The sequence below is a fragment of the Streptomyces sp. NPDC006602 genome, from assembly GCF_042870385.1.
Taxonomy (GTDB): domain Bacteria; phylum Actinomycetota; class Actinomycetes; order Streptomycetales; family Streptomycetaceae; genus Streptomyces.
On the sequence record NZ_JBIAHG010000019.1, the window covers coordinates 68,057 to 82,038 of the forward strand.

Consider the following 13,982-nt stretch of genomic DNA (forward strand, 5'->3'; position numbering starts at 1 on the left):
TCCTCCGGTCATCAGCCCGTGACCTGCTGGTACGAGTAGACGGCCGTCGCCACCGCGCACACACCCGGCGGGATCATCTCCACCCGCAGGGTGCCGCTGCCGGCGAAGTAGTCGACGCCCTCCGCCTCGAACGTGCCCGTGCACACACTGCGCTGCGGCAGTGCGAACAGGCTCGTCACCGAGCCGGTGACCGGCCGCCCGTCCAGCGCCCGCGGCAGGTCGACCTGGAGGAGCGGCCGGATCTCGGGGAACAGCGTGCCGGTTGCGTCGTTCGAGGCGCACACCAGCCGGGTGTCGTTCACGAAGTCGCAGCCCTGGATGTCGCGCACCGGCTTGTCGAGTGTGATCTGCCAGGCCTCCTTCAGGTCGCCGCCCGTCGGGGGAGTGGCCGGGTTGAGCAGCGGGGCGGGGAAGACCTGGAGTCTGGTCTGCCCGCCCCACTCGCCCGACACCAGCCACTGCCCGTCGGGCGAGACGGCGGCGAAGGAGTTGTTCAGCTTCTCGCCCGGGTTGAGCTGATGGACGTACTCGTAGCGCTTCCCGGCCGGTGTGGTGACGGCGAACATCTTCGACGTGGCCGTGTCCGGGCCCTGGTAGGCGTCGAAGGTATGGCCGCGCGCGATGTCCGGGTCGCCGATGTGGTTCCAGCCCTTGATCCGCAGGTCGAGTGGGATGGAGGCCAGTCCCCGGTACAGCAGCGAGCCGTCCGCCCGGGTGGCGAGCCCCTGCCCGCCCCCGAGGGTGTCGGTGTACGCCGTGCCGGTCTCCGTCCAGTGCGGGTCACCGGCGGCCTGCGCCGTGCCCGCACCGAGCGTGAAGGCACCTAATAAGGAGAAGAGGGCGAACAGTTGACGCTTCATCAGGCACCAGCCACGTCGACGAAGATGGGATTGGAATAGAACCACGTATCGGCCCACGGGTCACCGTCTCCGGGCACGTGGGGAATCGGACCGTGCGGGTCGATGGCGGCGCCCAGATAACCCGTGCCGTTGCGGTTGCCGTCGCTGCCGCGCAGCCGGACGTAGAAGGACTCGTCGCCCGCGGTCACCGGGATACGCAGGGTGTACGTCCCCGTACGGCCGGAGACGTCCGTAGTCCGGACGACCTTGGTGTCGGGCGCCTGCCAGGTGTCCCGGTCGGTCACCGGGCCGCGCACCGCGCCCCGGATCACGTCCACGTGCGCCAACTCGGGCAGGATTCCCTGGGGGTTGGGCCGCGAGGCCGTCGTCACGGTGACGTCGAGGGTGAGCGTGTCGCCCTTGCGGACACGCAGCCGGCCGCCCAGGGTGACGCCCTGGCCGAGGTCGTGGGTCCGCTTCAGCCGTACGTCGAGGCCGTCCAACAGATGCCCGTGGTCGAGCCAGACCCGGCCCGCGCGCAGGCCGGACATCACCGCGCGGTAGCCGTAGCGGGTCACGCCCACGTGGGTGCGGCTGAACTGGCCGGGCCAGAAGTCGCCGCCCGGCTGCTCGGTGTCGGTGTTCACGGGGTCGGGGATGTGCCCGGTGTTGTCGAAGTTCTGCCCCGGCGCCCAGTCGCCGTTCTTCCAGGTGTCGAAGACGACCCGGTGCACATCGGAGTTGGTGGTGATCGTGAAGGGCTTGCCCTCGGCGAGCATCGCGTCCCACATGCCGCCGACCGTCGCCGTCATCCAGTCGAAGCCGCCGTACAGGACGTACGCGTTCTCCGGATAGCCGGGCCAGGAGTTCGCGGACGGCTTGTTGACGTACTCGCCGCGCTGCTGGCCCGAGCCGACCCAGCCCGGGATGCCGCCGCCCTGCGCACCGGGCGCTCCCTCCATGCCGATCATGATCTCGGGGGCCGCGTCCCGCCAGCCCCGCAACTCGTGCGGGGAGTCGATGCCCAGGCGCATAGGGTGGTTGGCGAAGACCAGCACGTCGTCGACGTACCCGGTGCGGCGCTGTTCGGCGAGCCACTTGATGGCCTTGACGGCGTGCGCCTCGTTGCGCGGAGTGTCCGGGTCGGTGGGGCCGCCGGCCGTGTAGTTGAGCAGCTTGCCGTCGTAGGCGAGCTCGAACTGGGTGAGCAGGTCGACCTCGTGAGGGCCCGGCGCCCCGAAGATCGTGCAGTGCTCGGCGCCCGGGATGTACCACTCCAGGCCCTGGAAGATCAGCTGGCGCGGGTTGTGGGCACGCGCCTTCAGGATCTCCTCGTGCTCCAGCTTCGCCCCGTACTGGGCGTGCCCGAAGTTGGAGTGCTCGTTGAACACCATCCAGTCGAGGCCGTACTTGGCGGCTCCCTGGGCGAGTTGATTGAACGTGTACTTCGCGTCGTGGCTGTAGACGGAGTGGACGTGGTGGTCGCCGACGAGGTAGGCGAGGCGGGGGTCCTCGCCGCCGTAGCGCTGCTCCGAGGCCGCCGCGGGGACGGCCGTCGAGCCGAGCGCGAAGGCGGCGCCGAACAGGCCGGCGCGGCACATGAGCTGACGTCGGGACAGTCCCTGTGGGTCGAGGGCGGCGGGGGAGACGGACGGATCCGCCCAACTGGGCAGCTGTTGCTCGGACATGGGGTGATCTCTCTCTCGGGGAGTCGGATAAGCGTCGAGCATGGGGGTGGGGAGGGTTTGATCAGGTGCGGGGGAGTTTGAGGATGCTTGAGGTGGTTCAGTGGTTCATGAACGCCGTGACCGGCAGCGCCCGCTCGACGATCCGGACGTCGCCGAGCCGGCCGTAGAGGATCTGATCGATGGTGCCGCCGTATTCGTAACCGCCCAGCAGCCACGGCAGCCCGACCGAGGTGAGCCCGACGGCGGGCGCGGTGGGGTTGCGGGCGACGGGGCAGCCCTGGACGTACATCGTCGTGTGGGAGCCGTCGTTGACGACGGCGACGTGCCACCACGCCTCGCGGGCCGTCTCGTCGCCCCAGTTGGTGGCGATGCCCTGCTGGTTGAGCGGGCGGACCGCCCACTGCGGGCCGGGTCCGTCCGACAGGGAGAGCGTGGCCAGCGGCTCGTCCGGGTCGTCCTCGGTCTTGCCCGCGGCGCCGCCGGTGCCGGTGCGGCTGACGAGCCCGCCCCAGGCGTTGTGGGAGGGGTCCCAGTCGGCGGGGAGGCGGTAGAAGGCCTCGATGGTGTAACCGGACTTGAAGGTCGCCGAGTTGAGGGGCGCGCCGTCGACCGTGCGCAGGTAGGCGCCCTTCAGCGGTGACTTGAAGCCGTGGAACTCCAGGCTGCCGTGGCCGGGTTGGTCCGGGTGGTGGTCCGAGGACCAGGTGAGCTTGGAGCCGCCGACGGTGACGAGGGTGAGGTCGTTGCCGCGCCCGGAGAGGTCGCGGACCGTGCCGGTCACGGTCGTTTTGTCGTCCTGCCCGTCGAAGCGCCAGTAGGCGGCCGTGCCGGGGACCAGCATCTTCGACGCGGGGCGTGCCGGGCGCGGGGGCACCGGGGCGAAGCCGGAGAAGCGGTCCGCGAAGTCGATGTCGACGGAGAACCGGTCGGCGTCGCCGCTCAGTTCGATCTCCTGCCGCTCCAGTTCGTTGAGGCCCTGTGCGGCCCGGCCGAGGATCCACGGGGAGACCGTCTCCACGTCGATGACGTTCCGGTCCAGGTCGAAGTGGTAGAGGCGGATCATCGCCGCTCCGCCGAAGTAGCGGTTCTGATAGTTCGTCAGATGCAAGTGGACCTCATGTCCGGCCGCGTTCTCGCGGATCGCGCGGCCGGCGGGCCAGTAGTGCCCATTGAGGGTGAGGAAGATCTGGTCGTGGTCCGCGATCAGCTGGTCCCACAGCTGCTGCCCGTAGGAGGAGAGCGTGTCGTCCTCGACGACCAGCTCGTGCGTCGTGAGGATCACCGGCGTCTTCGGGTGCCGGGCGATGACCTCCTCGGCCCAGGCGTACCCCTTCGCCGACAGCCGCCAGTCCAGCGCGAGCACCATCCACTCCCGGCCGGCCGCCTTGAAGAGGTGGAAGGTGTTGTAGCCGTCCGGGGAGGCACCGCCGAACGTCGGTCTGCCCTGGAACCGCTGCGGCCCGAAGGCGTCCAGATACGGTGTCGAGCCGCGCTGGTCGTCGGTCGACGACTTCACGTCGTGGTTGCCGGCCAGCACGCTGTAGCCGACGCCGCGCTGGTCCAGCAGCCCGAACGCCTCGCTGATCGCGGTGACTTCGGCCTGGGCGCCGTTCTCCGTGAGGTCGCCGAGGTGGGACAGGAAGACGATGTTCGCTGCCTCGCCGTGCTCCAGGAGGTAGCGCAGGGACGCCTCGAACGGCGCCTGGTCGATGCTGGGCCCGTCGAAGAGGTACTGCGTGTCGGGCATGACGGCGAGAGTGAAGCGGCGGCTGTCGGGGTCGGGCCGCCAACTCGCCGTAGTGGCTGCTGCTTGGGCGGCCGTCGGCAGCGCGAGAGAGGCCGTCGCGGCGGCCCCCAGCAGCGCCGTCGCCCGCAGGAATCCGCGTCTTCCGGCACCGGCCTGCGCGGCCTCGCCCCGGTTGTGCTCATGCGAAACGCACACGTGTGCTCCGTAACACTGCGTAAAAGGTGACAGAGAAGGCGTGGGGGGTTGGGTTCAGAGAGCGCGCAGGGTCCAACTCCAGCGGTGGACGCCCGGTGGGACGAGATACGACGGTGAGGTGTCGGGCCCGCACGAGGCGGTGCCCAGGCCGCGGTGGGCCGCGTCGAGATGGACCACGCAGCCCGCCCGCGGGACGAGCTCGTCGTGATGGGTCACGGCGGTCAGGTCCTCGGCGCGGTAACGGGTCACGGACACCTGCCGCGGCTCGTCCAGCGCGACCGTGAGACCGGTGGCGTCCGGCGCCGACAGCGTGAACCGCCGTACGCCGTGCCGCCCGCCGCTCTCCTGCGGACGCAGATACGGGGTGAACAACTCGTCCACGGGTACGGAGTGATGGGCCACGGGCGCGCCGAAGGCGCGGTCCGGATACGACTCCCAGGGGCCCTGCCCGTACCACTCCATGAGGTCGAGGCCGGCGACCGTCTCGAACACGGAGCCGACCCGCGCCACATCGGCGAGCCCCTCCGGCAGTTCGGCCCGCTCCTCGACGCGGATGCCGCCCTCGACCGGCGTGAACACCTGCACATGGCTCACGACGCCCGCCTCCGTCGCGTGCTCGGCGTGCACGGTGACCTGCCCCGCCGCCCGGCGTATGTCGACGACCTTGCGCACCAGTGTGTCCAGGCCCCAGGCCCGCCAGCGCAGCGCCATTCCGCCCAGCTCGTCGTTGTCGGTGGGCGCCCGCCACAGCGAGAGAACGGGTGCGGAGGCGAGCAGCGGATGCACCAGCAGCCCGTCCCCGTCGACGTCGACCTCGACGGAACGGTTCTGCACGGCCGGGGCGGACCGCTTCGGCTCAGCCGTGCGCAGCCGCACCTGCGGCAGACACACCACCGTTCCGCGCGGCGCCCACGGCTCGTCGCCGGCGGTCGTCACCCGCAGCGTCAGCCACGCCTCGCCGCCGTCCTCGGGCAGCTCGAACGGCAGCGGCACCGCCGCCGTCTCACCGGGGCGCAGCTCGGGGAGTTCGGCGGGCGCGGTGAGCGTGGCGAGATGGGGGTCCCCCCGGCCGGAGACCGGGAGAGCGCCGCCGTCCGCCAACGCCAACTCCCACTCGGCCGACAACCAGTCCAGGCCGCGGAAGTGCTGATGGTTGCCGATGACGATGCCCTCGTGCCGGAAGCACTCCAGCCGTACCGGCGCCGCGATCTCCCGGTGCTCGTACATCACGGGCTTGGGAGTGCGGTCCGGGAAGACCACGCCGTCCGCGATGAACGCGCCGTCGTGGATCCGCTCCCCGAAGTCGCCGCCGTACGCCCAGCGGTGGCCGGGCGAGGTGACACCGTTGTCATAGAGTCCGGCGCCCCCTCGCCCGACCGGTCTTCCGTCGTTCACACGCTGAAGGATGCCGTGGTCCCAGAACTCCCAGATGAAGCCGCCCTGAAGACCCGGGGTGGACTCGATTGCCGCCCAGTGGTCCGCGAGCGTGCCGTTGCTGTTGCCCATCGCATGGGAGTACTCGCACTGGATGAGCGGCTTGGTCTGCTCTCCGGACAGCGCGTGCGCCACGCAGTCCTCCAGGGCCGCGTACATCGGGCAGGCGATGTCGGAGGCGAGCTCCGGGGCGGCCCAGCCGAGCTTGGCGGCGCCCTCGTACTGGAGGGGGCGCGTCGGATCGTGCCGGCGCAACCAGCCCGCTGCCGCGTCGTGGTTCGCGCCGTAGTCGGCTTCGTTGCCCAGCGACCAGATGATGACCGAGGGATGGTTCTTGTCCCGCAGGACCATGCGGGACACCCGGTCCACGAAGGCGTTCAGATAGCGCGGGTCGTCGGCGATCTCGTGGGCGTGGTCGTGGGACTCGATGTCCGCCTCGTCCACGACGTAGAAACCGAGCTCGTCGGCGAGGTCGTACAGCGCGGGGTCGCCCGGGTAGTGCGAGGTACGGATCGCATTGAAGCCGAAACGCTTCAGCACGACCAGGTCCGCGCGCATGTCGTCGTACGACACCGTCCGCCCGGTCAGCGGATGGAAGTCGTGCCGGTTGATGCCCCGGACGAACACCCGCTCGCCGTTGACCAGCAGGTCCCGCCCGACGATCTCGACCGCCCGGAAGCCGACGCGCTGGTGCGAGGCGTCGGCGACGGTGCCGTCGGCGCGGTGCAGGCGCACGGTCAGGTCGTACAGCTCGGGTGTCTCGGCGTTCCAGGTTCGCACGTCCGGGACGGTGGTCAGCAGCCGTGCCTCGCCGAGGAATTCGGAGACGCGGTCGTCGTCGACGTCGTCCCGGTCGAACCCGGTGTCCTGCGTGAGCAGGTGACCGTCGAGTTCCCCGCTGACGTACCACCTCTCGGGCAGCGCACCGCCCGCGTCCCGCACCCGGCAGTCGACCCGCAGGTCGCCGTACCGTCCCGCCCGCACGGTCACGTCGGCGAGGTGCAGCGGATCCGTCGCGTACAGCAGCACCGACCGGGTGATACCCCCGTGCCACCACTGGTCCTGGTCCTCGATGTGCGAGGCGTCCGACCACTTCACGACCGTCAGCCGTACGACGGCCCGCTCGCCGGAGCGCACCACCTCCGTCAGGTCGAACTCGGCGGCCAGATGGGAGTCCTTGGAGATGCCGACGGGCCGCCCGTCCACGTGCACGAGGAGCACGCTCTCGGCGGCCCCGACCTGGAGCACGATCCGCCGCCCCGTCCACTCGGCGGGCACGTCCACCGCACGCTCGTACACACCCGTCGGATTGTCGGCGGGCGACAGCGGAGGGAATTCTGTATATGGCATACGGACGTTGGTGTACTGCGGAAGGTCGTCGGTGTCCTGCATGGTCCAGACACCGGGGACGTACGCCGACGACCACACGTCCGAGAGCGGCGCGTCCGGCGCCGGCAGCAGCTGGAAGCGCCAGTCACCGTCCAGCTTCAGCGCCCCGGCGCGGCGATCGACGGCGTTCATCGGCAGCCGTCGCCAGGAGGTCACCTCGGGTGCCTCCCACGGGCGGAGCGCCAGCAAGGGATCCATCAGCGGATGGCCCCCTTGCCGAGGTCGCCGATGATCTGCTTGGCGCCGATCGCGAACACGATCAGCAGCGGGATCAGGGCGAGCAGCGCGCCGGTCATCACCATGCCGTAGTCGGTGGTGCCATGGACGCCGTTGAGCTGGGACAGCGCGACCTGGAGAGTGACGTTGTCCGGATTCGTAAGGGCGATCAGCGGCCAGGCGTAGTCGTTCCACTGGGCCATGAAGGTGAAGATGCCGAGGAAGGCGAGCCCCGGGCGGACGACCGGGAGGGCGACGTGCCAGTACTGGCGCAGGAAGTTCGCCCCGTCGATCTTCGAGGCGTCCAGCAGTTCGTCGTGGATCGCGCTCTGCATGTACTGCCGCATCCAGAAGATGCCGAACGCGTTCGCCGCCGCCGGCACGATCAGCGCCGTCATCGAGCCGATCCAGCCGATCTTCGCCATGATCACGAACTGCGGGATGATCGCCATCTGCGTCGGCACCATGAAGATCGCCATCAGCACGACGAACAGCAGTCTGCGGGCCGGGAAGTCGAACTTGGCGAAGACGAACGCGGCCAGCGAGTCGAAGAACAGGACCAGGAAGGTCACCGAACACGCCACCAGCAGCGAGTTGAACATCGAGCCGAAGAAATCGATGTTGTCGAAGAGACTGCGCACGTTCTGCGGGAAGTGCGAGCCGGGCAGCAGCTTCGGTGGGTAGGAGAAGATCTCGGTCGACGTGTGCGTCGACATGATGATGGCCCAGTAGAACGGGAAGGCCGACAGCAGCAGCCCGATGACGAGGACCGCGTGCAGCGCGATGCCCCGGCGCCGGACACCCTGGATGCCCTTGGGGCGCCTTGTGCCCTGGATGGATGCCATGGTGTTCGAGCCTCCCTAGTCTTCGTCCCGGCGCTGCACCAGGCGCCAGTTGATGATCGAGAAGATGACGACGACGAGGAAGATGCCCCACGCCACGGCGGCGCCGTAGCCGAAGTCGTTGTTGTCGAAGGTCTGCTGGAAGAAGTAGAGGACCATCGTCCGGCCGGCGTGGTCCGGACCGCCGGAGAACGTCGAGTCGTTCGAGGTGTTCTGCAGCAGGACCTGCGCCTCGGTGAAGCTCTGCAGGCCGGTGACCGTGGAGACCACGAGCACGAACAGCAGGGTCGGCCGCAACAGGGGCAGCGTGATCCGGAAGAAGGTCTGCACGGGCCCGGCGCCGTCCATGCGTGCCGCCTCGTACAACTCGCCCGGGACGGTCTGCAGTCCCGCGAGGAAGATGATCGCGTTGTAGCCGACCCACTGCCAGGTCATCAGTGTCGCGATGGCGACCTTGATGCCCCACGGCGTGTTCAGCCAGGCCACCTGGTCCAGGCCGACGGCCCGCAACAAGGCGTTCACCAGGCCGAAGTTGGTGGAGAACACCGAGCCGAAGACGATCGCGATCGCCACCACCGAGGTGACGTTCGGCAGGAAGTAGGCGAACCGGTAGACGTTCTTGAAGCGGACCGCCGCGTTGAGCATCACGGCCGTGACCATCGCCAGGAAGATCATGGGGAAGGTGGCCAGCGCCCAGATGATGATCGTGTTGCCGATCGAGCTCCAGAAGTCGCTGTCGCTCACCAGGTACCGGTACTGCGACAGGCCCGCCCACTCCATCGAGCCGAGGCCGTCCCAGCGGTGGAAGGAGAGGTAGAGGGAGAAGCCGACGGGGATCAGACCGAAGGCGAGGAACAACAGATAGAACGGGGAGATCGCGGCGTACAGGTGCCAGTACTTGCGCCACCCGTTCTTCGGCCGCACGGCGGGTACGTCCGCCAGGACCACGGGCGGCTTCTCCAGCGCGGGGACGGTGGCCATCAGTAGCTCACCCCCAGGTGCTGCGCGATCCGCCGGCACTTGCTCATGGCGTCACTCCAGGCCTTCTTCGGGTCCTTGCCGAGGACGCCGACGTTCTTGATCTCGTCCTTGATGGGCTGCCCGAGCGCCACGTCGAACGGGCTGTTGTAGGCGACGACGATCTTCTGCGCGGCGGGCCCGAAGACGTCCGTCGTCACCTGGCCGCCGAAGAAGGGGTCGGGTTCACGCAGTTGCTTCAGGCCGTAGGAGGCAGGGGTCGAGGGGAAGAGGCCCGCGTCGACGTAGCCCGAGGCCTGGTTGGCCGCGTCGAGCATCCACGCGATGATCTCGAAGGCCTGCTCGGGGTCCCGGCACGCCTTGGTGACCGACAGGAAGGAGCCGCCGTTGTTGGAGGGCCGCACCGGCATGTCGGCGATCCGCCATCTGCCCTTGGTCTTCGGGTTGCCGTTCTTGATGTCGTACGTCGCCCAGGAGGCGCCGAGCTGGCTGGGCAGCTTGCCCGAATCCACCGCCGAGATCTGGTCCGGGGTGCCGGTGACCAGGTTGGAGACGATTCTGCGCCGCTTGGCCTCCACGGCCAGCGCCCAGGCCGCCCGCACATGCTCCTGGTCGCCGATGAAGTTTCGGTCCTTGTCGACGTACCGCTTGCTGCCCTGCTGCACCACGTTCTCGAAGACGCTGTTGACGTCGGTGAGCAGGGAGGCCCCCGGAATCCGCTTCCGGAGCTGCTCGCCCGCCGCGAAGAAATTCTCCCAGGTGTTGAGCTCCCGGGACACGTCGGCGGGCTCGTACGGCAGTCCCGCCTTGCGGAAGACCTCGTACTGGTAGAAGTGCGCGACCGGCCCGCAGTCGATGGGGAAGCCCACCATCGAGCCGTCGTCGGCGATGCCCTGGTCCCACTTCCAGGACAGGTACTGGCTCTTGTACTTCTCCGCGCCCAGGGTCCGCAGGTCCACGAACTGGTCCGCGTTGGGCAGGTAGGACGCCATGTCCTCGCCCTTGAGGCCGGCGATGTCGGGGACGTGGGCGCGTCCGGCCAGCGTGGTGATCAGCTTGGACCGGTAGTAGCCGCCGATCTTGACGGCCTTGAGGTCGACCGTGCTGTCGTAGCGGGCCCTGGCCTTGCCGATGACCGTGTCGCCGAGGCCGCCGTCCCAGTACCACAGGACCATGTTCCGGCCGGTCGAGCCGGTCGGAACGGCACAGCCGGACGCCAGGCCGCCCAGCGCGGTGGTGGCCGTGCCGGCCAGGCCCGCGCGCAGGAGCCCTCTTCGTGAGAGCCGCACAGCTCCCACCGCCTTTCGGATCTGTTCGGGACTTCGCTCAGGTGGGGGGACGAGGTCAGTACTGCCGTGCGGGCGGGGTGACGGGGGCGTAGCGCACCGGAGGGCCGGGGTTCTGCGGCAGCCGCTCGGCCAGGAACCCGTACGCCCGCTTCAGCTCGGGATCGGTCAGCGAGCGCCACCAGCGGTCGATGCCGTACCAGCCCGGCGCCGCCAGCGCGCCGCCGTGATGCCGTACGGACAATCCCGCGGCCAGTACGGCGAACCGGAGCCGTTCCTCCAGCGGCCAGCCGCCGAGCGAGGCCGCGACGAAGCCGGCGCCGAAGACGTCTCCGGCGCCCGTCGCGTCCAGGACGTCGATGTCGAGGGCGGGAACCTCCACGTACTCGCCGGTGGTCTGGTCCACGGCGACGGCGCCGTCGCCGCCGCGTGTCACCACGGCCACCGGAACCAGCTCGGAGAGCGTGCCGAGGGCCGCGACCGCGCTGTCGGTGCGGGTGTAGGCCATCGCCTCGGTCTCGTTGGGGAGGAAGGCGTGGCACAAGGAGAGCTGGTCGAGGAGGTCGGTGGACCACTCCTGGGTGGGGTCCCAGCCGACGTCGGCGTAGATCTGTGTGCCGTTCGCGGCGGCCTTGGCGAGCCAGGCGCGCGGTTCGGCCTCGAGGTGCACGAGGGCCGTGCGTGCCTCGGGCGGGTCGCCCATCAGGGCGTCCTGCGAGTAGGGCGGCTCCTGGCCGTGGGTGACGAGGGCCCGGTCGTGGGTGGGGGTCCCCCCGCTCGAGCGAAGCCGTGGGTGGGGGAGGGCGAGCGCGACGGTGACCGGGGTGTGCCAGCCGTCCGCGACGCGGGAGTGGGAGAGGTCGACGCCTTCCTGGCCGGCGAGGACCTCCTGGCAGTACGCGCCGTAGAAGTCGTCGCCGAAGACCGTGGCCAGGGACGTCTTCAGGCCGAAACGGGCGGCGGCGACGGCCAGGTTGGCGATGCCGCCCGGACCGCAGCCCATGCCGTCCGTCCAGATCTCCTCGCCCGGCGTCGGCGGCCTGCCCAGACCCGTGAGGACGAGGTCGTAGAAGAGCAGCCCGGTCAGCAGCACGTCGGGCCGGTCGTCGTCCACGCGCACTTCCTCTCGTCGGGAGAGCTCGTCAAAACTCTTCATTTCGTGACCGGAATCGTGCGCCGATCGGCGACATTGGTCAAGACCTCAGCAGAACTGAGCATAGAAATGATTGAAGATGACGAGTAGTGTTCACGTCGTGCTGGCAGAACGACGACATCAACTCATCCTGCGGGTCCTTCGCTCCGGCGGGCCCGCGGCCGTGACCGATCTCTCCGAGCAGCTGGGCGTGAGCCCCGCCACGGTCCGGCGCGACCTGGTCAAACTCGAGGAGGACGGACTGTTGACGCGGGTGCACGGCGGCGCCGTGGCCGACGAGGGCGACCAGCCCTTCGCCGAGGTCGCCGAGGTGCGCGTGGCCGAGAAGGACGCCATAGCCGCGCACGCCGCCGCCATGGTCGCCGACGGTCAGTCGGTGCTGCTCGACATCGGCACCACCGCCTACCGCCTGGCCCGCCAGCTGCACGGCCGCCGCCTCACCGTGATCACCAGCAACCTCGTGGTCTACGAGGAGCTCGCCGACGACGAGGGCATCGAACTGGTGCTGCTCGGCGGCATGGTCCGCCGCGAGTACCGCTCCCTGGTCGGCTTCCTCACCGAGGACAACCTGCGCCAGCTGCACGCCGACTGGCTCTTCCTCGGCACCAGTGGAGTGCGCCCCGGTGGGCAGGTGATGGACACGACGGTCGTCGAGGTGCCGGTGAAACGGGCCATGATCAAGGCCAGTGACAAGATCGTCCTGCTCGCCGACTCGGCGAAGTTCCCGGGTACCGGCATGGCGCAGGTCTGCGGTCCCGAGGACCTGGACGCGGTGGTGACGAACGCGCCGGTGAACGCGGCGACGCGGTCCTCCCTGGAGGAGGCCGGCGTCGACGTGTTCCTGGCAGGAAAGGCAGGATCAGCGTGAAGCTGACGATTCTGGGCGGCGGCGGATTCCGTGTGCCGCTCGTGTACGGGGCGCTGCTCACGGACCGCGCCGAGGGCCGGGTCACGGAAGTCGTTCTGCATGATCTGGACGACAGTCGACTGTATGCAGTCGCCCGTGTACTGGATGAGCAGGCCGCCGCCGTTCCCGACGCGCCCAAGGTGACCGCCACCACCGACCTCGACGAGGCCCTGCGCGGCGCCGACTTCATCTTCTCCGCGATCCGGGTCGGTGGCCTGGAGGGCCGGGCCGACGACGAGCGGGTCGCGCTGGCCGAGGGCGTCCTCGGGCAGGAGACGGTCGGCGCGGGCGGCATCGCCTACGGTCTGCGGACGGTCCCCGTCGCCGTCGACATCGCGCGACGCGTGGCCCGCCTCGCCCCCGACGCCTGGGTCATCAACTTCACCAACCCGGCGGGACTGGTCACCGAGGCCATGTCCCGCCACCTCGGCGACCGCGTCATCGGCATCTGCGACTCGCCGGTCGGCCTCGGCCGCCGTATCGCCCGCGTCCTCGGCGCGAACCCCCGCGAGGCCTGGATCGACTACGTCGGCCTCAATCACCTCGGCTGGGTCCGCGGCCTGCGCGTCGCCGGCCGCGACGAACTCCCGCGCCTGCTCGCCGACCCCGACCTGCTCGGCTCCTTCGAGGAGGGCAAGCTCTTCGGCGTCGACTGGCTGCAGTCCCTGGGCGCGATCCCCAACGAGTACCTGCACTACTACTACTTCAACCGGGAAGCCGTCCGCTCCTACCAGCAGGCCGAGAAGACCCGCGGCGCCTTCCTCGCCGACCAGCAGGCCCGCTTCTACGAGGAGATGAAGCGCCCCGAGGCGGCGGCCCTGACCGTGTGGGACCGCACCCGCGCCGAGCGCGAGGCCACCTACATGTCCGAGAACCGGGAGACGGCCGGCGCCGGCGAGCGCGACGCCGACGACCTGTCCGGCGGCTACGAGAAGGTGGCCCTCGCCCTGATGCGGGCCATCGCCCGCGACGAGCGCACGACCCTGATCCTCAACGTGCGCAACCAAGGCACTCTCTCCGTCCTCGACGCGGACGCCGTCATCGAGGTGCCCTGCCTGGTCGACGCCAACGGGGCGCACCCGGTCGCCGTCGCCCCGCTGCCCGACCACGCCACCGGCCTGGTCTGCTCGGTGAAGGCCGTCGAGCGCGAGGTGCTGGCCGCCGCCGAGTCCGGCTCCCGGGCGACGGCTGTGAAGGCCTTCGCGCTGCACCCGCTGGTCGACTCGGTCAACGTGGCCCGCAAGCTGGTCGAGGGCTACACAGCGGTCCATCCTGGCCTGGCGTACCTTGACTAAGCGCGTTTAGCAA

At 69.6% G+C, this 13,982-nt stretch carries 10 protein-coding genes; 2 read left to right on the forward strand and 8 right to left on the reverse strand.

All coding sequences use genetic code 11. The features are described 5' to 3' along the window. Positions 1 to 11 precede the first annotated feature (11 nt). From ACFYO2_RS34120 to ACFYO2_RS34155, 8 genes are all read right to left on the reverse strand, one after another. The gene (locus ACFYO2_RS34120) at positions 12 to 860 is read right to left on the reverse strand and encodes a hypothetical protein (RefSeq protein ID WP_388356863.1); all 849 of its coding nucleotides are present in this window, start codon (positions 858 to 860) and stop codon (positions 12 to 14) included. Continuing rightward, complete coding sequence (locus tag ACFYO2_RS34125; protein ID WP_388356866.1) at positions 860 to 2,527, reverse strand: PHP domain-containing protein; 1,668 nt, start codon at positions 2,525 to 2,527, stop codon at positions 860 to 862. The genes ACFYO2_RS34120 and ACFYO2_RS34125 overlap by 1 nt, the downstream gene beginning before the upstream one ends. Before the next feature lie 97 nt (positions 2,528 to 2,624). Beyond that, the gene (locus ACFYO2_RS34130; RefSeq protein WP_388356868.1) at positions 2,625 to 4,469 is read right to left on the reverse strand and encodes a LamG-like jellyroll fold domain-containing protein; all 1,845 of its coding nucleotides are present in this window, start codon (positions 4,467 to 4,469) and stop codon (positions 2,625 to 2,627) included. Positions 4,470 to 4,523: 54 nt separating this feature from the next. Further along, a complete protein-coding gene (locus ACFYO2_RS34135; RefSeq protein ID WP_388356871.1) occupies positions 4,524 to 7,490 on the reverse strand; it encodes a glycoside hydrolase family 2 TIM barrel-domain containing protein in 2,967 nt (988 codons plus the stop codon). Beyond that, positions 7,490 to 8,353 (reverse strand): carbohydrate ABC transporter permease, encoded by an 864-nt coding sequence (locus ACFYO2_RS34140; RefSeq protein WP_388356874.1) that lies wholly within the window; start codon positions 8,351 to 8,353, stop codon positions 7,490 to 7,492. Before ACFYO2_RS34140 ends, ACFYO2_RS34135 begins: the two co-directional genes overlap by 1 nt. A gap of 15 nt (positions 8,354 to 8,368) precedes the next feature. Next, positions 8,369 to 9,331, reverse strand: a complete 963-nt coding sequence (locus tag ACFYO2_RS34145) for a carbohydrate ABC transporter permease (protein ID WP_388356877.1) — start codon at positions 9,329 to 9,331, stop codon at positions 8,369 to 8,371. Next, entirely contained in the window at positions 9,331 to 10,617 is a 1,287-nt protein-coding gene (locus ACFYO2_RS34150; protein WP_388356880.1) for an ABC transporter substrate-binding protein, read from the reverse strand. Before ACFYO2_RS34150 ends, ACFYO2_RS34145 begins: the two co-directional genes overlap by 1 nt. A gap of 55 nt (positions 10,618 to 10,672) precedes the next feature. Continuing rightward, positions 10,673 to 11,728 carry a carbohydrate kinase family protein gene (locus ACFYO2_RS34155; RefSeq protein WP_388356883.1) on the reverse strand — a complete coding sequence of 352 codons (1,056 nt, stop codon included), beginning with the start codon at positions 11,726 to 11,728 and terminating at the stop codon, positions 10,673 to 10,675. Positions 11,729 to 11,867: 139 nt separating this feature from the next. Between ACFYO2_RS34155 and ACFYO2_RS34160 the strand changes: the two genes are divergently transcribed. Next, positions 11,868 to 12,635 (forward strand): DeoR/GlpR family DNA-binding transcription regulator, encoded by a 768-nt coding sequence (locus tag ACFYO2_RS34160; RefSeq protein ID WP_388357040.1) that lies wholly within the window; start codon positions 11,868 to 11,870, stop codon positions 12,633 to 12,635. Further along, the gene (locus tag ACFYO2_RS34165; protein ID WP_388356886.1) at positions 12,632 to 13,969 is read left to right on the forward strand and encodes a 6-phospho-beta-glucosidase; all 1,338 of its coding nucleotides are present in this window, start codon (positions 12,632 to 12,634) and stop codon (positions 13,967 to 13,969) included. The genes ACFYO2_RS34160 and ACFYO2_RS34165 overlap by 4 nt, the downstream gene beginning before the upstream one ends. The last annotated feature ends 13 nt before the right edge of the window (positions 13,970 to 13,982 follow it).

What these genes read in the sequence shown, in the direction of transcription:
- ACFYO2_RS34120 (WP_388356863.1), bottom strand. Translation starts at nt 860, where the DNA reads ATGAAGCGTCAACTGTTCGCCCTCTTCTCCTTATTAGGTGCCTTCACG.
- ACFYO2_RS34125 (WP_388356866.1), bottom strand. Translation starts at nt 2,527, where the DNA reads ATGTCCGAGCAACAGCTGCCCAGTTGGGCGGATCCGTCCGTCTCCCCC.
- ACFYO2_RS34135 (WP_388356871.1), bottom strand. Translation starts at nt 7,490, where the DNA reads ATGGATCCCTTGCTGGCGCTCCGCCCGTGGGAGGCACCCGAGGTGACC.
- ACFYO2_RS34140 (WP_388356874.1), bottom strand. Translation starts at nt 8,353, where the DNA reads ATGGCATCCATCCAGGGCACAAGGCGCCCCAAGGGCATCCAGGGTGTC.
- ACFYO2_RS34145 (WP_388356877.1), bottom strand. Translation starts at nt 9,331, where the DNA reads ATGGCCACCGTCCCCGCGCTGGAGAAGCCGCCCGTGGTCCTGGCGGAC.